Genomic DNA, 18,123 nt, shown 5'->3' on the forward strand with positions numbered 1-18,123 from the left:
GACGCCAACCGCCGCGCCTGCGTCTACAATCCCCGGGCCGCGTGGCCGTGCGCCCCGGTACGTTCACCGATTGCGAGCCGACCGCGCATGACCGAATCCCGTCCATCGCTGGCGATCCCCGAGGCCGAACTGGTCGAGCGCTTCGTGCGCGCGACCGGGCCGGGCGGGCAGAACGTCAACAAGGTGTCGACGGCGGTCGAGTTGCGTTTCGACGTGGCCAGCTCGCCTTCGCTGGCTGAACCGCTGCGCGCGCGCCTGCTGGCCAAGCGCGACCGCCGTCTGACGACCGAGGGCGTGCTGGTGATCAGCGCCCAGCGCTTCCGCACCCAGGACCGCAACCGCGAAGATGCCCGCGAGCGCCTGGCGGCGTTCATCGAAAGCGGCCTGCACGTGCCCAAGCCGCGGATTGCCACCAAGCCCAGCCGCGGTGCCAAGGAACGGCGTCTTGGCGAGAAGCGCGAGCGCAGTACGATCAAGCGCGGCCGGGGGAAATCCGATTGGGACTGAGCGTCGCTTCAGGCCACTGCGCGTCAGACCGGCCGTCGCCGGGCCGACACGGGTTGGCACATGCCGACCACGGGAGTCATGCACATGCCGGCCGACGACCCCATGACTGACCAGCCAGCGCGCGCGGGCAAGGCGGCCGGGGGCGGTCCGCCCGTGACGCATCCGGTCAGTGACATGGCGCCCGACGGTGTCGTCCTGCGGCTGCCGCCCAACGTGCCGCGGGTGCGTCCGAACCGCTTCATCCGCTGGCTGGCGCGCAGCATGCTGCGCCTGGGCGGCTGGCGGATGGCCGGCACGTTCCCCGACCTGCCCAAGATCGTCCTGATCGGGGCGCCACACTCGTCCAACTGGGATGGCGTGTGGGGGTTCGCGGCCAAGGTGGCGCTGGGGCTCGACATCAAGATCCTCGGCAAGGACTCGCTGTTCAAGGTGCCGGTGGTGGGCGCCCTGCTGCGTCACCTCGGGGTGATCCCGGTGGACCGGAACAAGCCGCAGGGCGTGGTGGAGCAGGCTGCGCAGATGATCCGCGACGCCGACCGGCTGTGGTTCGGGCTGGCGCCGGAAGGTACCCGCAAGCCGGTGGAGCGCTGGAAGACGGGCTTCTGGAAGATCGCCAAGGCCGCCGACGTGCCCGTGCTGCCGGCCTATTTCCACTACCCCGACAAGACCATCGGCATCGGCGAGCCGTTCACGCTCAGCGACGACATGGCCGCCGACGTTGCCCGGATCCGCGCCTGGTTCCGCCCCTGGCAGGGCAAGCACCACGGCACCACCTAGCACCGCGCGGTAAGGCCGGGGATTGGGCTGCGGGCTGAGGCCCGCCCGTCGCCTTCGAAGCGGTCGGCATGGCGGAAACCGGAGGGTCGGGCGACCGGTCCGGTTCACTTTCGGCCCGCCAAGGCCCCCCGGTGGCACGACCCTTGCATCGTTATCCACAAGACCGCCGTCCGGTGGTCGGGTAACGGCGGACCGACTCGCCGGGGAGGGGCAGGCATGCCGTGCCGCGACGTCGCCGTCGTTGCCTCTCCACGCACGCCCACGGGCCGGGGGTCACGTGCTGTTCTCGCTTAGCCCCGGCAGCCTGCTGGCCGTTGCCGGCGTGCTGCGTGGCCCCGAGCGGCGCGAGCCGACCCCGGCCGAGGACTGGCGGCGAGCCGTCGTCGACGTGGTGATTCCGGCAAGCCGGCACCAGCACAGCATCGTCCACTGCCTTTCCTCTCTTCTCAGCCAGACCCGTCCGCCGCGCCGCGTGGTGCTGGTGGACGATGGTGGGAGCGACCGCGACCACACCGCACAGATCGCCCGCGAGTTCGCCATCGCCAATGGCATGGACCTGGTGGTGATCGAGCGCTTGTGGTCGATCGGGCGCACGCCGACGATCAAGCGCCAGGCGCGCGAGCTCGACTGCGACGTCGAGTTCATCCTCGACGGCGATACCGTGCTGGAGTCGCCCGACTACATCGAACGCTGCGTGCGCGAGCTCTACCAGGGCGTGGGCATCGCCAGTGTCGGCGGCCTGCGACTGCCGATGCGGGCCCGGCACCGCCGGCGCTGGGCGGACAGTGAGCCGTTCCGGCGCTGGGTGGGCGGGGACGACTACCGCGACCCGTACCTGCAGGGCGGCGCCGAGGGCTTTGCGCGCTGGATCGCCGATGGCTACCGCGAAAGCGCGGCACTGTTTTCCCAGGGCTTCGTGCAACGCGGGCAGATGGCGCTGCTCGGCGGCGTCGCGCACCCGGCCGGCGGCGCGGTCGCGTATCGGCGGCGCTACCTGAAGGATCTGTTCGACCGCTACGAGCCGCACCACGGCGAAGACATGAGCGCCGTGCCGGAGATCTTCATCGGCCTGGCGCTCGACCACGAGGGCTACCGTCACGTGCAGCTGACCGACCTTCGTGCACGTTCGCTGGAAGCCGCACCTGAGCACCTGCCGCGGCAACTGCGCGAAAACACGATGGCGTTCCTGCAGTGCTGCCGCGCGTTCGACGCCCTGCTGCGCACGCCGTTCCAGCAGCCGCGGCAGTGGTGGCGTCGCCGGCAGGCACGCCGGCAGATCGCCAACGGCACGCGTCCTGAGCAACGGCGTGTCGTGGAGGCCTATCGGCAGCCGTTTGGTGCCCGATTGACGCACCAGCAGGGGCGGCCGATCGGCTGGGCGCTGGTGCTGGCGATGTTCGATCGCCTGGCCTTCCCGGCCATGTTGCTGCTGTTTGCTGCAGCTGCTTCCTGGACCGGACTGCTGGCGGCGGTGGCGATCGAGATGCTGGGGTGGCTGGGCGTGCTGATGATCGTCTCGCGCGGCGAACGCATGGCGATGCTTGGCAAAGGGTTGATTGCCGCGCCGCTGCGCTATCCGGCAGCGTGCGTCGAGTTGTACAGCCTGTTGGGTTTCATCGGGCGCAGCCCGGTGTCGGTGGTGCAGGAGCACCGGCACTAGCCGCGCGCCGGAGGTATTGGCATTGCCAGGCGGATCCAGGGCCTGGGGGGTACGCAAGGATGCCCGGTAGTGACGGGCATGGCGGAACGGGGGCGCCAGTGGGTGGCCTTCGGGCAGCACGGTCACGACAGGGCAATTGCCATGAACGACGAACTCCGGATGCCGATGTTCCTGCCGCAGCGATCGCGCAAGGCGATCGTGCTGCGCACCTTGCGCGTCGACGGTGCCGCGCCGCAGGGCCGCGCGCCGCAAGCCACCACCAACGCCGCCGCCGGCATCCGCCGCGCCGGCTGCCCGCCGCGACCGGTGCACACCCCGGTCGGATCCGGTTGGCAACAGGCACCCGTGCGACACGTTGCCACCACCGGCTGAACTCCGACCCGTACGTCACTGCGGCCGGCGAGGCGCGTTGCGGATATCGGTCAACGCGAACTTGCCAGGGATGTGCCGGTAATTCACCGCCCTATCGAACAACAGGGGAATGGGCATGCATATCTTGATCACCGGCGGCGCGGGCTTCATCGGCTCCCACCTGGTCGACCTGCACCTGGCGCGCGGCGACAAGGTCCACGTGGTCGACGACCTGTCGACCGGATCCCAGGCCAACATCGCGCACCACCAGAACCATCCGCACCTGCGCTTCGACGAAGCCGACATCCTGGTCTGGCCGAACCTGGGCCGAGCCGTGGGCTGGGCCGACCGCATCTACAACCTCGCCGCGGTCGTTGGCGTGTTCCGGGTGCTGGCCGAGCCGACCAACGTGCTGGCGGTCAATATCGCCGCATGCGAACGCTTGCTGCGTGCCGCGCGGGAAGGGGGCTGGCAGCCGCAGATGGTGCTGGCGTCCAGCTCGGAGGTCTATGGCCACAACGACGAGGACATCCTGCAGGAAGACCAGGACCTGGTGATCAGCACCCGCGCCGGCACGCGCTGGAACTACTCGGTCAGCAAGATCGCCGACGAAGCACTGGGGCTGTCGTATTCGCAGCGCTTCGGCATTCCGGCCGTGGTGTCCCGCTTCTTCAACACCGTCGGGCCACGCCAGGTCGGACGTTACGGCATGGTGGTGCCGCGCTTCGTGGCGCAGGCGGTGCGCAACGAGCCAATCACGGTGTTCGGCGGCGGGTTGCAGACGCGCTCGTTCTGCGATGTGCGTGACACCGTCGTCGCACTCGACGCGCTGGCGACGGCCGTTGGCCGCGACACCCTGGTGGCCAACGTCGGCAACGACCGCGAGATCAGCATCATCGACCTGGCCAGGCTGGTGATCGAGCGGGCAGGCAGCCGTTCGCAGATCACGCACATGGGCCTGCGTGAGGCCTATGGTGAAGACTTCGAGGACATCCGCCGGCGACGTCCCAACCTGTCACGACTTCGCGACAGGACCGGCTTCCAGCACCAGTATTCCCTAGAGCGCACGATCGATGATCTGATTGTGATCGAACGCGCCCGCCTTCAGGAAGAACGCGATGGCCACTGCACCCTGGTTCGTCCTCAGTCCGAATGTGCTGCTTAGCACCATCGGACTACTGCGCGGCGCCGACAAGACGGTGCCGACGCCGGCCGATGACTGGCGAGCTGCGGTGGTCGACGTGGTCATTCCCGCCTACAAGGAGGAGGACAACATCGTCCACTGCCTGGCGTCGCTGGCGCAGCAGACGATGGGGATCCGCCATGTGATCCTGGTCGACGACGGCGGCAAGGACGCGACGGTTCCGCGCGCGCGGGAATACGCGGCCGCCGCCGGACTCGACCTCGTGGTGATCGAGCGCGCCAGGTCGATCGGCAAGACGCCGACCATCAAGCGGCAATCGCGCGAGTTCGATTCGGACGTGGAGTTCATCCTCGACGGCGACACTTTCCTGGAGTCGCCGACGTACATCGAACGCTGCGTGCAGGAGCTTTACCAGGGCGTCGGCATCGCCAGCGCCTGCGGCACCATCCTGCCGATGCGCCCCAAGGATCGCCACGCCCTCGCCCAGACCGAGGCGTTCAAGCGCTGGCACGGCGCAACCACCTACGACGACCCGCATGCGCGTCGGGGTGCGCTGCATGCGGTGTGGTGGTGGATCACCAACGCCTATCGCGAGTGCCTGTATCTGTTCCTGCAGCGCTTCGTCTACAAGGGCCAGATGGTGTTCTTCGGCAGCATCACCAACCCGGTGGGCTGCGCGGTCGCGTACCGGCGGCAGTACATCGAGAACCTGTTCGATCGGTACGAGCCGATCTTCGGCGACGACCTCACCAACTCCGAGGACATCTTCATCGGCTTCGCGCTCAACAACGAGGGCTATCGGAACATCCAGCTGCAGGATGTGCTGGCGCGTTCGGAGGAGCCCGAAGTGCAGCGTCTGCCGCGGCAGATCTACCTGTGGTCGTCGTCGTTCCTGCAGAGCTGCTTCTACTTCGACGAACTGCTGCGCACGCCCTTCAAGTCGATCCGGCATTGGCGCAAGAAGCGCCGCGACCTGGCCAGTGGCCAGGCGCAGCGCGTCGAGGAGATGCGCCAAGTCAAGGAGCAGTACCGGCAACCGTTCGGCGAGCGATTCACGATCGAGTACGGCCGTCCGATCGGCTGGACGATGTTCATGTCAGCGCTGGAGAAGATCGGTTTCCCCACCGCGATCATCATCATGGCCATCCTGCGCATGTGGGAGCCGCTGGCGGTGACTTTGCTGGCCGAAATGGCCGTATCGCTGGCGGCGCTGATGGCGGTTGCGCGTGGGCAGCGTCTGGCGATCCTGCTCAAGGGCATCGCGTTGACGCCTTTGCGCTATGCCTTGATGGTCGCCGACACGCTCACGATTGCGCGCTTCGCGATCGATCTGTGGATCACGGGGAATCGGAAATGGCGCAAATAGGCAAACAGGGATTCGCGCGTGCCGGCCTGCTGGCATTGGCCTTCGCCACGACCGCGCCTGCCATCGCGGCCGACCAGGCTCCGCCGGACCCTGCGGCGCAACGCTCGCTTGCCGATCAGGCGCGCCAGGCCGCGTGGGACGGCCGCATCGGTCGAGGCATCGCGCTGATGGACCGGCACCTGGCCGAACATCCCGACGATCGCGCCGCGCGGCTCGATCGCGCGCGCTTCCTGGCTTGGCGCGGCGACCACGCCGGCGCGCTCGCCACTCTCGATGCAATGGGTCCCGCTGCGACGGGCGATGCCGAGGTGCAATCGCTGCGCGCGCGCATCCATGCCTGGGCGGGTCGGCGCGACGCCGCGCTGGCGCTCAACACGCCGCTATACCGGGACAACCCGGACAGCCCCGATACCGCATGGACGCAGGCGCTTGCCGCGCGTCTGGGCGAGTGGCCGCACGAGGGACTGTCGCCGTTGTCGAAGGTCATCGCGGCCAGGCCCGACGAGCCCGACACGCGCACGCTCGCGCAAGCGGTGCGATTGCCGATGTTCTCGTGGGTCGGGGCGCCGTTTGGTCACTACGAGGACGACGACGACATCCAGGTCGACACGTTCGGCCTCGACGCCAGCCTGCGTGTGTCGCCAACCTGGCGCCTGAATGCCCAGGCACAGCGCCGGGAGTACCGCGCGCCGGCACCCGGGCCCTTTGCGCCGGTCACCGGCGGCGACTCGGCCGACGACCGCCGGTTGGGTCTGGGCGCACGCGCATCGCTGTCGCCCGATACCGCGGTGTCGCTGATGCTGACGCAATCCCGGCTGGACACCCAGGACAACCGCGGGCAAGACAGCGAACTCCTCGGACGGGCCGAGCTCAACCATCGCGCAAGCGATGCGTTCAAGTACTCGTTGCGCCTCGAGCGTGAGCGCGTCGCCGCCTCGCCGCGTTCGCTCACCCTGGGGGTGCTGCGCGACACCGTCGCGGCCGATGTGCTGTGGACGCCCAACCTGCGCGACCGCATCAGCGGCCACGCCGCCTTCGACGATCACAACGACGACAACACGCGCCATTGGCTGCTGGTCGACTGGCGCCACGCCGTCATGCGCGCCGACCGCGCCACCCTCGACCTGGGCCTGCAGGGCGAGTGGATGGGCTACGCCAACGATCCCGGCAACGGCTATTACAGCCCCAGTCGGTACGCGCGCATCGCCCCGGTGGCGGCGAGCTACATCTACCTTGGCCAGAACGCCGGCCTCAATCTGCAGGCCGCCATTGGCGTGCAACGCGACGCCAGTTTCGACGGCTGGAAACGCGCCACCGACCTGAGCGCCGAACTCACCGTGGGGATCTACTCGCGCTGGCAGATGGTGGCACGCGCGGCCTACAGCGAGCGTCTCAACGAGTTCGGCCAGTACGAAGGCAGTTCGATCGGGCTGGAGCTGCGCTACCGATTCTGCGACCACCGCGCCGACGAATGTCCCGCGACGGCCGAATAGCGGAGCCGTCGCCCGGGAGTCGATGGCGGCGCTGGCGGCGCGCTACCGGTCCGATTGCCCGGTGGCGTAATAGTCGCCGCGCTCGAACAGGGCAGGGTGGATCAGCTCGGTGAACGCCCTGGCCTGCGGCGACAGGTACTTGCCCTTGCGCACCACCACGCCGTAGCTGCGCGACGGGAAATAGTCGGCCAGCGATCGCGCCGCCAGTCGCGTGCGGTCGGCGTCGGTCAGGCAGATCGCGGTGACGATGCTGATGCCCAGGCCCATCGCGACGTACTGCTTGATCACCTCCCAGCCACCGACCTCGAGCGCGACCGTGTACGGCACCCGGTTCTGCTGGAACACCAGGTCGACCATGCGGTAGGTGGTCAGGCGCTGCGGCGGCAGGATCAGGCCATACGGCGACAGATCCTCCAGGCGCAGCACCGGCTTGTCGGCCAGGGGGTGGTCGCGCGGGGTGATCAGCATCGGCTCGAAGCGGTACACCGGCGCGTAGTCGAGATCGGCCGGCACGTCGAGCATCGAGCCGACCGCCAGGTCGACCCCGTCCGAACGCAGCAGATCCAGGCCGCCGGCCCCGGTGACGTTGTGCAGGGTCAGCCGGACCTCGGGATGGGCGGCGCGGAAGGCTTCGACGATTTTCGGGAGCAGGTACAGGATGGTCGAGCTGCCGGCGGCGACCTGCAACTCGCCCGCATCGAGGCCGCGCACGCGCTCGCGGAACACCCCGTCGAGGGCGTCCAGGCCCTCGACCAGCGGCCGGGCCAGTTCGTACAGCTCCTCGCCTTCGCGGGTCAGTGCCAAGCGGCGGCCGCTGCGCTCGAGCAGGCGCACGCCCATCTCGCGTTCCAGCGCCTGCAGCTGCAGCGTGACGGCCGGCTGGCTCAGATACAGCGCCTCGGCCGCCCGCGAGACCGAGCCCAGGCGGGCTGTCTGGCAGAACGCCCGCAAGGGCTTCAGACGATCACCCTTGTAGGTGAATCGCGGGCTTTTGGGAGGCTTGGGGGCCATATCCATCAACACGTATAAGGTTAGCTAATGATATCTATTGCCAAAACTTGATTGTCAAATACAACACGCCGCCGCATGTTGCCAGTCCATTGAGACGGACGGAGTGCGGGCATGTCGGCAGTGTTGGCGGAATCGCATCAGGCGGGGTCGGACCCGGTGGCCATCGAACGCACCGGCAATGCCGGCCGCGCATCGGGCATCGAGTTGCTCGCCAGCATCGCGGGCCAGGAGCTGCTGCTGACCCCGGCTGCGCTGGCCTTCCTGGCCGGCATGCATCGCCGCTTCGAAGCCATCCGCCAGGCCCGGCTGGCGGCGCGACTCGAGCGGCAGGCCGCGTTCGACGCCGGCGCGCTGCCCGACTTCCGCCAGGACACCGCGGCGATCCGCGCCGGCGACTGGAAGATCGCGACCCTTCCGGCGGCACTGCTGGACCGCCGCGTCGAGATCACCGGTCCGGTCGATCCCAAGACCGTGATCAACGCGCTGAACTCCGGCGCGAACTGCTACATGGCCGATTTCGAAGACAGCACCTCGCCGACCTGGGCCAACCTGCTGGCCGGCCAGCGCGCGCTGCGCAAGGCGGTGGCCGGAACGCTCGACTGGATGGCGCCGGACGGCAGCAAGCACTACACACTCAAGCCTGCCGAGCAGCAGGCCGTGCTGATGGTGCGGCCACGCGGCTGGCACCTCGACGAGAAGCACCTGTGCGTCGACGGCCAGCCGATCTCGGCCAGCCTGTTCGACCTGGGACTGTTCGCCTTCCACAACGCGCAGGCGCTGGCGGCGGCCGATCGCGGGCCCTACTTCTACCTGCCCAAGCTGCAGTCGATGGAAGAGGCCGTGCTGTGGAACGAGGTGCTCGATCACATCGAGACCACCCTGGGCCTGGCTGCCGGACAGATCCGCGTCACCGTGCTGATCGAGACGCTGCCGGCGGTGTTCGAGATGGACGAAATCCTGCATGCGCTGCAAAGCCGCATCGCCGGCCTCAACTGCGGCCGTTGGGATTACGTCTTCAGCTATCTCAAGACCTTCCGTCTGCATCGCGACAAGGTGTTGCCCGAGCGCGGCCAGGTCACCATGACCCAACCCTTCCTGCGCAGCTATTGCGATCTGCTGGTGCAGACCTGCCACCGTCGCGGTGCCCACGCGATGGGCGGCATGGCCGCGCAGATTCCGATCAGCGGCGACGCGCAGGCCAACGACGCCGCGCTGGCCAAGGTGCGCGCCGACAAGCTGCGCGAGGTCATCGCCGGCCACGACGGCACGTGGGTCGCGCACCCGGCCCTCATTCCGCTGGCGCGCGAGGTGTTCGACGAGCGCATGCCCACGCCGCACCAGCAGCACGTGCTGCGCGAAGACGTGCTGGTCATCCGCGACGACCTCATCAAGCCTTCGCTGGGCACCATCACGCGCGCCGGGTTCGAGAACAACGTCGAAGTCTGCGTGCGCTACCTGGCGGCCTGGCTGGACGGCAACGGCTGCGTGCCGATCCACTGGCTGATGGAGGACGCGGCGACCGCCGAGATAGCGCGCACCCAGTTGTGGCAGTGGCTGCACGCTGCCGACGCCGGCCGCGACGCGCTGCACCTGGCCGACGGCACCGAGATCGACTTCGGCCTGCTCGATCGCGCCCTGATCGGCCTGCCCAGCAAGCTCGCCGACCGCATCAACCTGCCCGGTGCGAGCCGCATCAACGAGGCGATCGGAATGCTCGACCGCCTGTGCCACGCCGACACGCTGGAGGAGTTCCTGACCTTGCCTGCCTACAAGCGGCTTGACTGACCGGCGCCGCCCGCCGACCACCGCACCACACCGTTGCCAACGAACCCACCGCGACACAAGGAACTGCCACGATGATCAGCCAACTCCCGACCGCCGACCAACTCCGCCAGGAATGGGCCAGCAGCCCGCGCTGGGCCGGTATCGAACGCCCGTATTCGGCCGAGGACGTGGTGCGCCTGCGCGGCACCGTGCACGTCGAGCACTCCATCGCCAAGCTCGGCGCCAACAAGCTGTGGGCATCGTTGCACCGCGAGGAGTTCATCAACGCGCTCGGCGCATTGACGGGCAACCAGGCCATGCAGCAGGTCAAGGCCGGTCTCAAGGCGATCTATCTCAGCGGCTGGCAGGTGGCGGCCGACGCCAACCTCGGCGGCCAGATGTACCCCGACCAGTCGCTGTACCCGGCCGACTCGGTGCCGGCGGTGGTCAAGCGCATCAACAACACGCTGCTGCGCGCCGACCAGATCCAGTGCGCGGAGGGCGGCGGTGACACCGACTTCCTGCAGCCGATCGTGGCCGACGCCGAAGCCGGCTTCGGTGGCGTGCTCAACGCATTCGAATTGATGAAGGGCATGATCGAGGCGGGCGCCTCGGGCGTGCACTTCGAGGACCAGCTGGCCTCGGTCAAGAAGTGCGGCCACATGGGCGGCAAGGTGCTGGTGCCGACCCGCGAGGCCGTCGAGAAGCTCGTCGCCGCGCGCCTTGCGGCCGACGTGATGGGCGTTCCGACGCTGATCGTGGCCCGCACCGATGCCGAGGCTGCCGATCTGCTGACGGCCGATATCGATCCCAACGATCAGCCGTTCACCACCGGTGAGCGCACCGTCGAAGGCTTTTACAAGACCCGCAACGGCATCGATCAGGCGATCAGCCGTGGCCTGGCCTACGCGCCGTACGCCGACCTGGTGTGGTGCGAGACCGGCAAGCCGGACCTCGAGTTCGCGCGCCAGTTCGCCGAGGCCATCCACGCCCGGTTCCCGGGCAAGCTGCTGGCCTACAACTGCTCGCCGAGCTTCAACTGGAAGAAGAACCTGGACGACGCGACCATCGCCCGGTTCCAGAAGGCGCTGGCGGCAATGGGCTACAAGTTCCAGTTCATCACCCTGGCCGGCTTCCACAGCCTCAACTACGGCATGTTCAACCTTGCCCACGGGTACGCGCGTCGCCAGATGAGCGCGTTCGTCGAGCTGCAGGAAGCCGAGTTCGCCGCTGCCGAGCGGGGCTTCACGGCGGTCAAGCACCAGCGTGAGGTCGGCACCGGCTACTTTGACGCGGTGACCCAGACCATTCAGGGCAATCAGTCCTCGACCGTTGCGCTGAAGGGTTCGACCGAGGAAGAACAGTTCGACGCCGGTCCGACCGCTGCCGCGGCCTGATTCATTTAATTAGGGCACCGGTAGCCACCGCCTGCGTCGCCAGTGACGCGGGGGCGACCGGCCCGACGGATGCGGCCACCTCCGGGTGGCCGCCTTCGTTCCGGGTCCGCGTTGCCCCCAGGCCTGTCAGAGGCGCCGGGACCACCGTCCCGCCTCTCGAACAGGCGTGAAAGGCCAGGTGCTATCCTGCCCATCCACGCGACCGGGGGTTGTGGGATGAAGGTTGATGCCGTGGGGTCGGTAGCGCCCTGCGATCTGTCCAGCTCGAAACCGGTGACGCCGCGCGATCCTGCGGCGGCCGAGCTCACGCCTGCCGAATATGCGTTGTTCGCCTCGGTCGCTCGCGTGCGGCGCATGTACACCGGCGAGACCTTGTTTCGCCGTGGGGACTTGGGCACGACGATGTTCGTGATCAGTTCCGGCGCGGTCGAGCTCGACTTCGGCGAGGACCTCATCGCCAAGCGCCTGGGCCCGCGCGAATTCTTCGGCGAGTTGGGCCTGCTGATCGGCGACCACGCCCGCAGCGCCGACGCCGTGGCCACCAGCGATGGCGAACTGCTGGAGCTGCGCCACGAGGAATTCCAGCTGCTGGTCGAGCGCGATTCCACCCACGTCTCGTACTTCCTGCGCCGCGCGATCATGCGTGTGGTGCTCAACGAGCAGGGCCTCATCCGGCGCCTTCGCCGTCGCAACCAGGATCTCGAGTCCGCGCTCGACAGCCTGCGTGCCACCGCCCACCAGCTCAACCAGACCGAGGTGCTGATCCGCACCGACGAGCTCACCGGCCTGTACAACCGCCGCGGCCTGAGCCTGCACCTGCAGGAACGGCGTCGCAGCGGCACGCTGTCGGGGCTGGCGCTGCTGCTGGTCGACTGCGACCGCTTCAAGCAGGTCAACGACGAACATGGCCATCTGGTCGGCGATCGCGTGCTGCAGGGCGTGGCCAACATCCTGCGTTCGGTGGTGGGCCCGGGCGACCTGGCTTGCCGGCTCGGCGGCGACGAGTTCTGCCTGCTGGTCAAGGCCGGCGACCGCGACGAAGTGATGCGTTACGCCGACTTCGTGGTGGCCACCGCCCACGGCCTGCTGCAGGTGCCACAGTCGCCACCGCTGATCTGCACGTTGAGCCTCGGGGCTTGCCTGCTGGCACCGGATGCGGACTGGAACGACTGGTATGCCCGGGCGGACGCCGCCCTGTATCGCGCCAAGCGCCTCGGCGGCAGCCGGGTGGAATGGCAGGACGCCAGCCTCGCGCCGGCCTGATCAACGCACCCCTGCCGGCACGCATAGGACATGCAAGATGGACATGACTGACCTCCCCGGCCGCCGCGTTCCCGACGCCCCGCAACTACGCACCCTGCTGCTGACCGACCTGTGCGATTCGACCACCCTGGTCGAGCGTCTCGGCGATGGCCCGGCAGCAGAGCTGTTCCGTGAGCACGATCGCCTGGTGCTGAAGCTGCAGCAGCAATGGCGCGGTCGACTGATCGACCGTTCCGACGGCCTGCTGTTGCTGTTCGAGCGCCCGATCGACGGTCTCGGCTTCGCCCTCGACTACGTGCGTGGCCTGCGCGAGATCAGCCAGCGCGAGCCCTTCGTCTCGCGCAAGCTGCCCATCAAGGCGCGTGCCGGCCTGCACGTGGGCGAAGTGCTGACCTGGCGCAACAGCGACGAGGCGGTGAAGGTCGGCGCGAAGCCGCTCGAGGTCGAGGGCCTGGCCAAGCCGATGGCCGGCCGCCTGATGGCGATGGCGCGTCCGGGCCAGGTGCTGATCTCGGCCGTGGCCGAACCCTTGGCCCACCGCGCCGCGCGCGAGTTGGGCGAACGCGGCCAGCACCTGTTGTGGAAATCCCACGGCCGCTGGCGCTTCAAGGGCGTGCCCGAGTCGCAGCAGATCTACGAGGTCGGCGAGCCGGGCATCGCACCACTGCGCATGCCGCCCGCATCGGCCAAGGCCTGGCGCGACCTGCCGCTGTGGCGGCGCCCGGCGGCGTTGGCTGCCGAGGTCGCGGTGCTGGCCGGCCTGGCCGGTGGCGCCTGGTTCGTGACCCGTCCGCAACCGGCCATCGCGTTCCACGAGCGCGACTGGGTGGTAGTGGGCGACCTGCGCAACCTCACCGGCCAGAAGCTGCTCGACGACTCGCTCGAGCAGGCATTCCGGATCAGCCTCGAGCAGTCGCGCTACGTCAACGTGCTCAGCGACCTCAAGACCCGCGACACCCTGGCCCGCATGCAGCGCCCGGCGGGCACCGCGCTGGACCGCGCGATTGCTTCCGAGATCGCCCTGCGCGACGGCGCCCGCGCGGTGATCCTGCCCACCGTCGCCGAAATCGGCGGTCGCCTGCGCGTCAGCGCCGAGGTCATCGACCCGCACACCCAGACCACCGTCTACGCTGAATCCGCCGACGGCCAAGGCGCCGCCTCCGCACTGGCGTCGATCGACGAGGTCACTGCCAGCCTGCGCGAGAAGCTGGGCGAGGCGCTGGCCGCGATCGAGAGCGACTCCAAACCCTTGCCGCAGGTCACCACCGGCAACCTGGACGCGTTGCGGGCGTATGCGTTGGGGCAGGCTTCCTATGCGAGCGGAAAGCACCAGGAAGCCCTTCAGCTGTACGAGCGCTCGACCCAGCTCGACCCGAACTTCGCTTTGGCGTGGCTGGGTCAGGTGCGCGTCCAGTACTCGAACGTCAACGCGCCAGGAGCCATCGTTCCGCTTCGGAGAGCCCAAGGGCTGAGGGAGCGGCTGGCGTCCCGAGAGGCACTCTACCTCGATGCATGGGGAGCGGAGTTCGACAGCCCCGCAGACGCGATTGGGAAGTGGGTTGAATTGGCGAAGCTGTATCCGGACTTCTGGGCCGCACAAGGAAATGCGGCACTCGCGTTCTACACGAGGAACAATTTCCAGGAAGCCGTGGTGTACGCGAAGCGCAATACTGCTCCGCAGAACGAACTGTCCGCGATGGGCTGGGACTGGCTTGGGCGTGCGCAGCTCGGAATGGAGCAGTATCCGGACGCCGCCAAGTCCGTCGAGACAGCGTTGCGACATGGTTACAAGTCGAGCCTACGCAGAAAGGTCGCGATCCTCGCCGCGCAACGCGACTTTGCGACAGCGGGGCGCTTCCTGGACGACCTCGCTCCCAATGACCGGCACGCCTATATCGAACGCACAAGTGTCGCGCTGGATTCGGGGAAGTGGAGGGATGCCGTGGCCACGTCGCAAACGGGTCTCACGATGGCCAGGCATCAGGGCGGATTCGACAGTCGCGCGATGCTCCTTCCGATGGCGGTCTCGACTTGGCTTGCGGGTGACACTGCTGCGGCAACCAGATACTGCGCCACGGCCGTAAATCAAGCGCTCGGCGCGCTGAGTGCAGTGGAGAATGCCGATGCAGTGGAGGACGCGGAACTGGCCTTGTCGGCCTCGATTCTGATGGTGAGGCTCGGCGATCGGAGTCTTGCCGATCGGGTGCTGGACGTAGTGGATCGACAGGAAAAGATCTCCGCGATTCCGAGTGTCGTCGAACTCGCCGTGGTTCTCAGGGCTGAGCAGTTGAAGCTGGCGTCGGATCCCGAGTCCGCGGTGAAGCTATTGGAGCCCTTGCTTGCAGGGCACGAACGATTCCAGACCCGAGTCGCTTTGATGGGGGCCTATCTCGATGCCAACCAGCACGCTGCTGCGCTGGAGCAGGCCAGGTGGGTGCGGTCGAGGCGCGGGCTCGCGTACATCGAACTTGAGTGTGGCTACTGTCTACAGGCCTTGAACGTGGCAGACAGCAATGCCGCGATGCTTGCGGAAGCGCAGGCGCTTGCTGGGCTGGGGCGTGCTGGCGATTCGGCGCGTGCATTGCAGGATTTCGACCGGTATTGGCCGGTCGAAATCCTCCCGGCTCACTTGAGAGTGAAGCGCGATGAACTAACGGCGGTATCCAACTGAGGCGTGGTCTGGCTCAGGCCGCTGGTCAGCATCGCCTTGATGGCGCTGCGGGCCCCTGCAATCACTTCCTTCGACGCCAAGCGCACGGTCTTGCAGTCGATCAGCGCCTCGGGTTGGGCCTTGGCCACCAGCCCGCAAGCGGTCATCTGTCCCGGAGTGGGTGACTCGTAGCCGATCATTTCGAGTGCGGCGCGCGGATCCTGCTGGAACCTGGCGCGGTAGATGTCGTCACTGCTGAGCAGGTCCAGCAAACGATCAGCGATTATCGGATCCAGTGGCGCGCTCTTGGCTTTCTCGGTCATTCCCCTTCCCCCATCCTGGGCCCGACTGGCCCGGTTGCGGGGGAATCTAACCTTGTCGTCATTAGCTCACAAGCCGAGCAGGAGCGGGATGTCGCGTATCTGCTGCTGATTTCTCGACGTATGGGATGGAGCCGCGCCGGGCACTTGCGTGGCATTACGTTGCTCGCTGCCGGTAATGCGTCGATGCGAACACGCGGAGTTTGCGAGCGGATGCCGCGCGGCCTTCGGTGTGGCTGGTGTGCATGTCGACCCGTGTTGTTGTGACCACGGCCGACTTCAGCCGACACGGCAGTCACCTTCTCGCCTACGAGTTACTGCAAGTACAGTGCAGTCCTCTCCCTCGGCCGGAAACAATCATGAAGGTTCGTCGCTGCGCGGTGGTGTTTCTTGAGCCGCGCGAGGAAGTCAGCTTCGATCTCAACGTGCTGCTGTCCGGTGGCGACGGTCTGCAACGCGATCGGCAATGGCTGGCATTGGCGCCGCACTTGGGCGAGGAAGTCGCCATCGACATCGACGAACGTGAGCTGCTGGGCGCGCTCAGCCCGACCCAGTGGGTCGAAGCCGAAACTCTCGCCAACCATCCACCTTCCGCGATCGATCGCCTGCTGCACGAAGGCTTGCTGATCGGCGACGACGATGACCACGCTGCACAACGCCTGCGCGACGAACGTCTGCGCGACACCTACTGGCACCCGCTTGCCGCGACCTTGCATGCGTTCACCCGGTGGAGTGAGGTCGACACGGTCCAGAACTCGAAGGACAGCGGAACCGAAACTGCCGTGGCGATGCGCGAAGTGCTGGGGGCGCCGCCGGTCGAAGCGGCCCGACGCGTTGGCGACGCGCAGCGACTGCCGCTGCCGCGCAGTGCGCCCAACGACTTCGACCGCCTGCTCGCGCGCCGCGCCACGTGCCGCAATTTCGATCCACTCAGGCCACTGCCGATGGCGCTGTTCGCGCAGATGCTGCAACGGGTGTTTGCCGCGCAGGCCGAGGTGCGGGTCAGCGACGATCTGGTGTTCCTGAAGAAGAACGTGCCCTCCGGCGGCGGCCTGCACCCGATGGAGTGCTACCTGATCGTGCAGCACGTCGAGGGCGTTGCGCCCGGGCTGTACCACTACCAGGCCGGCGAGCACGCGCTGGAGCCGTTGCCGGCGCCGGATCGGCCGATCCGCGACTTCATCATGGACATGGTGGCCCAGCAGCACTGGTTCGCCGACGCGCATGTGCTGGTGGTGTTGTCGCCGCGCTTCGACCGCACCTTCTGGAAGTACCGACACCACGCCAAGGGCTACCGCGTGGTCGCGCTGGAGGGCGGTCACCTGTCGCAGACCCTGTACCTGGCGGCCACCGATGCGGGGCTGGGCGCGTTCATCACCGGTGCGATCAACGAGGTGCAACTGGAGCAGGCGTTCGGCCTGGATCCGATCCACCAGGGCGCCTTGGCGATCTGCGGGTTCGGCTGGCGGGCGCAGGTCATGGAAACCGCAGAGCTGGACCCCGCGGGCGAGGTCTGGGCGGCGGCCATTCCGACGGGTGAGGGCGCTGAACCCTGACGGGAACGCGCTACCAATTCCGACCCCGACCATGCCCGATGGCAGTCGACAGCCCGGCTGTCCCGCGTCTATGGTCGCCTCCCCCTCTCACGCTTGGGTTCCGCAACAATGCAATCGAATATCCGTTTCCGTCGCGCGCTGCTGGCTCCGGTCTTCGCCCTGTTGCTGGCCGTGTCGCTGTCCAGCGCCGCCAGTGCTCCCGTGGCCAACTTCAACATCGAAGCCATTCGTGCCCAGCAGGCCGAAATCCGCACCGGCGTGCAGGCCGGCACCGGTCACTTCAAGGACATGCCGCAGGCGACCCGGCAGGAACTGCTGAGCAAGCAGTCCGAAGTGCTCGCGACGATCGATGGCAAGACATCCACCGAGCAGTTGAATGCCGACGAAAAGTTGCGCGTTTTCAATGCGCTGGAATGGATCGAGGCCGCGATCAACAAGGCCGAAGACGAGCGCATGGTGTGCGAGCTGCGCAGCACCCTGGGCAGCAATCGCAAGACGCGCGTGTGCATGACCGCCGGGCAGATGCGCGAAGCGCGCGAGCGCAGTCGGACGGAGATCGAAAACAACCAGAACATGGGTCGGCGCCAGTGACCTGAGCTGCACACGCGTTCCGAGAAGGCGGCCTTGTGCCGCCTTTTCTTTTGCGGGTCCGCGGCCCGGGGGAAGCCGCACCGCGGACGGCCGCCTGCCCGGGGCTCGTTGAACCGTCGGCGGTCTGGGCGTAGTGTCGGCGTGGGCCTTGGCCCGGCCAGGACAGCGGCCGCTCCGGCAGGGGGAATCTTCCGGACCTGGCGCTTCACTACATGCAACTCACTACGTGCAACAACCCGATCGGACGACGATGGAACGCGCCGCGTGCCGTTG

The 18,123-nt window shown here is 67.7% G+C and carries 15 protein-coding genes; 13 read left to right on the forward strand and 2 right to left on the reverse strand.

Annotated elements, in window-relative coordinates:
* The first annotated feature begins 87 nt into the window (after nt 1-87).
* From arfB to EER27_RS10890, 7 genes are all read left to right on the forward strand, one after another.
* Nucleotides 88-507, forward strand: coding sequence for an alternative ribosome rescue aminoacyl-tRNA hydrolase ArfB (gene arfB, locus EER27_RS10860; protein ID WP_123088106.1), 420 nt, complete (start codon nt 88-90; stop codon nt 505-507).
* A gap of 174 nt (nt 508-681) precedes the next feature.
* The gene (locus EER27_RS10865; RefSeq protein WP_123088192.1) at nt 682-1,284 is read left to right on the forward strand and encodes a lysophospholipid acyltransferase family protein; all 603 of its coding nucleotides are present in this window, start codon (nt 682-684) and stop codon (nt 1,282-1,284) included.
* A 277-nt stretch (nt 1,285-1,561) separates the two neighbouring features.
* Nucleotides 1,562-2,944, forward strand: coding sequence for a glycosyltransferase (locus tag EER27_RS10870; protein ID WP_190285745.1), 1,383 nt, complete (start codon nt 1,562-1,564; stop codon nt 2,942-2,944).
* Nucleotides 2,945-3,085: 141 nt separating this feature from the next.
* On the forward strand, nt 3,086-3,316 hold the full coding sequence (locus EER27_RS10875; protein ID WP_123088108.1) for a hypothetical protein: 231 nt from the start codon (nt 3,086-3,088) through the stop codon (nt 3,314-3,316).
* 115 nt (nt 3,317-3,431) lie between these two features.
* Nucleotides 3,432-4,460 (forward strand): NAD-dependent epimerase/dehydratase family protein, encoded by a 1,029-nt coding sequence (locus tag EER27_RS10880; protein WP_123088193.1) that lies wholly within the window; start codon nt 3,432-3,434, stop codon nt 4,458-4,460.
* Nucleotides 4,414-5,805: a glycosyltransferase gene (locus EER27_RS10885; RefSeq protein ID WP_123088109.1), complete on the forward strand. Its 1,392-nt coding sequence runs from the start codon at nt 4,414-4,416 to the stop codon at nt 5,803-5,805. The genes EER27_RS10880 and EER27_RS10885 overlap by 47 nt, the downstream gene beginning before the upstream one ends.
* Nucleotides 5,793-7,298, forward strand: a complete 1,506-nt coding sequence (locus EER27_RS10890; protein WP_123088110.1) for a tetratricopeptide repeat protein — start codon at nt 5,793-5,795, stop codon at nt 7,296-7,298. Before EER27_RS10885 ends, EER27_RS10890 begins: the two co-directional genes overlap by 13 nt.
* A gap of 42 nt (nt 7,299-7,340) precedes the next feature.
* On the opposite strand, the gene EER27_RS10895 is transcribed toward EER27_RS10890, so the two are convergent.
* Nucleotides 7,341-8,309 (reverse strand): LysR family transcriptional regulator, encoded by a 969-nt coding sequence (locus EER27_RS10895; RefSeq protein ID WP_123088111.1) that lies wholly within the window; start codon nt 8,307-8,309, stop codon nt 7,341-7,343.
* A gap of 111 nt (nt 8,310-8,420) precedes the next feature.
* On the opposite strand from EER27_RS10895, the gene aceB reads away from it, so the two are divergent.
* From aceB to EER27_RS10915, 4 genes are all read left to right on the forward strand, one after another.
* Nucleotides 8,421-10,094 carry a malate synthase A gene (gene aceB / locus EER27_RS10900; RefSeq protein WP_123088112.1) on the forward strand — a complete coding sequence of 558 codons (1,674 nt, stop codon included), beginning with the start codon at nt 8,421-8,423 and terminating at the stop codon, nt 10,092-10,094.
* 71 nt (nt 10,095-10,165) lie between these two features.
* Nucleotides 10,166-11,470, forward strand: a complete 1,305-nt coding sequence (gene aceA / locus EER27_RS10905) for an isocitrate lyase (protein ID WP_123088113.1) — start codon at nt 10,166-10,168, stop codon at nt 11,468-11,470.
* A gap of 216 nt (nt 11,471-11,686) precedes the next feature.
* Nucleotides 11,687-12,733 (forward strand): GGDEF domain-containing protein, encoded by a 1,047-nt coding sequence (locus EER27_RS10910; protein ID WP_123088114.1) that lies wholly within the window; start codon nt 11,687-11,689, stop codon nt 12,731-12,733.
* A gap of 43 nt (nt 12,734-12,776) precedes the next feature.
* Entirely contained in the window at nt 12,777-15,404 is a 2,628-nt protein-coding gene (locus EER27_RS10915; protein WP_223807277.1) for a putative peptide modification system cyclase, read from the forward strand.
* On the opposite strand, the gene EER27_RS10920 is transcribed toward EER27_RS10915, so the two are convergent.
* Nucleotides 15,359-15,706 (reverse strand): NHLP-related RiPP peptide, encoded by a 348-nt coding sequence (locus EER27_RS10920; RefSeq protein ID WP_123088116.1) that lies wholly within the window; start codon nt 15,704-15,706, stop codon nt 15,359-15,361. The genes EER27_RS10915 and EER27_RS10920 overlap by 46 nt on opposite strands.
* Nucleotides 15,707-16,062: 356 nt before the next feature.
* Between EER27_RS10920 and EER27_RS10925 the strand changes: the two genes are divergently transcribed.
* Together EER27_RS10925 and EER27_RS10930 are read left to right on the forward strand one after the other, a co-directional pair.
* Nucleotides 16,063-17,259: a putative peptide maturation dehydrogenase gene (locus tag EER27_RS10925; protein ID WP_123088117.1), complete on the forward strand. Its 1,197-nt coding sequence runs from the start codon at nt 16,063-16,065 to the stop codon at nt 17,257-17,259.
* A gap of 108 nt (nt 17,260-17,367) precedes the next feature.
* Nucleotides 17,368-17,850 carry a hypothetical protein gene (locus EER27_RS10930; RefSeq protein WP_123088118.1) on the forward strand — a complete coding sequence of 161 codons (483 nt, stop codon included), beginning with the start codon at nt 17,368-17,370 and terminating at the stop codon, nt 17,848-17,850.
* Nucleotides 17,851-18,123: the final 273 nt, after the last annotated feature.

This window comes from Montanilutibacter psychrotolerans (genome assembly GCF_003719825.1).
Taxonomy (GTDB): Bacteria; Pseudomonadota; Gammaproteobacteria; order Xanthomonadales; family Xanthomonadaceae; genus Montanilutibacter; species Montanilutibacter psychrotolerans.

What these genes read in the sequence shown, in the direction of transcription:
- EER27_RS10920 (WP_123088116.1), bottom strand. Translation starts at nt 15,706, where the DNA reads ATGACCGAGAAAGCCAAGAGCGCGCCACTGGATCCGATAATCGCTGAT.
- EER27_RS10885 (WP_123088109.1), top strand. Translation starts at nt 4,414, where the DNA reads ATGGCCACTGCACCCTGGTTCGTCCTCAGTCCGAATGTGCTGCTTAGC.
- EER27_RS10925 (WP_123088117.1), top strand. Translation starts at nt 16,063, where the DNA reads ATGAAGGTTCGTCGCTGCGCGGTGGTGTTTCTTGAGCCGCGCGAGGAA.
- arfB (WP_123088106.1), top strand. Translation starts at nt 88, where the DNA reads ATGACCGAATCCCGTCCATCGCTGGCGATCCCCGAGGCCGAACTGGTC.
- EER27_RS10890 (WP_123088110.1), top strand. Translation starts at nt 5,793, where the DNA reads ATGGCGCAAATAGGCAAACAGGGATTCGCGCGTGCCGGCCTGCTGGCA.
- EER27_RS10880 (WP_123088193.1), top strand. Translation starts at nt 3,432, where the DNA reads ATGCATATCTTGATCACCGGCGGCGCGGGCTTCATCGGCTCCCACCTG.
- EER27_RS10875 (WP_123088108.1), top strand. Translation starts at nt 3,086, where the DNA reads ATGAACGACGAACTCCGGATGCCGATGTTCCTGCCGCAGCGATCGCGC.
- EER27_RS10910 (WP_123088114.1), top strand. Translation starts at nt 11,687, where the DNA reads ATGAAGGTTGATGCCGTGGGGTCGGTAGCGCCCTGCGATCTGTCCAGC.
- EER27_RS10930 (WP_123088118.1), top strand. Translation starts at nt 17,368, where the DNA reads ATGCAATCGAATATCCGTTTCCGTCGCGCGCTGCTGGCTCCGGTCTTC.
- EER27_RS10895 (WP_123088111.1), bottom strand. Translation starts at nt 8,309, where the DNA reads ATGGCCCCCAAGCCTCCCAAAAGCCCGCGATTCACCTACAAGGGTGAT.
- aceA (WP_123088113.1), top strand. Translation starts at nt 10,166, where the DNA reads ATGATCAGCCAACTCCCGACCGCCGACCAACTCCGCCAGGAATGGGCC.
- aceB (WP_123088112.1), top strand. Translation starts at nt 8,421, where the DNA reads ATGTCGGCAGTGTTGGCGGAATCGCATCAGGCGGGGTCGGACCCGGTG.
- EER27_RS10865 (WP_123088192.1), top strand. Translation starts at nt 682, where the DNA reads ATGGCGCCCGACGGTGTCGTCCTGCGGCTGCCGCCCAACGTGCCGCGG.
- EER27_RS10915 (WP_223807277.1), top strand. Translation starts at nt 12,777, where the DNA reads ATGACTGACCTCCCCGGCCGCCGCGTTCCCGACGCCCCGCAACTACGC.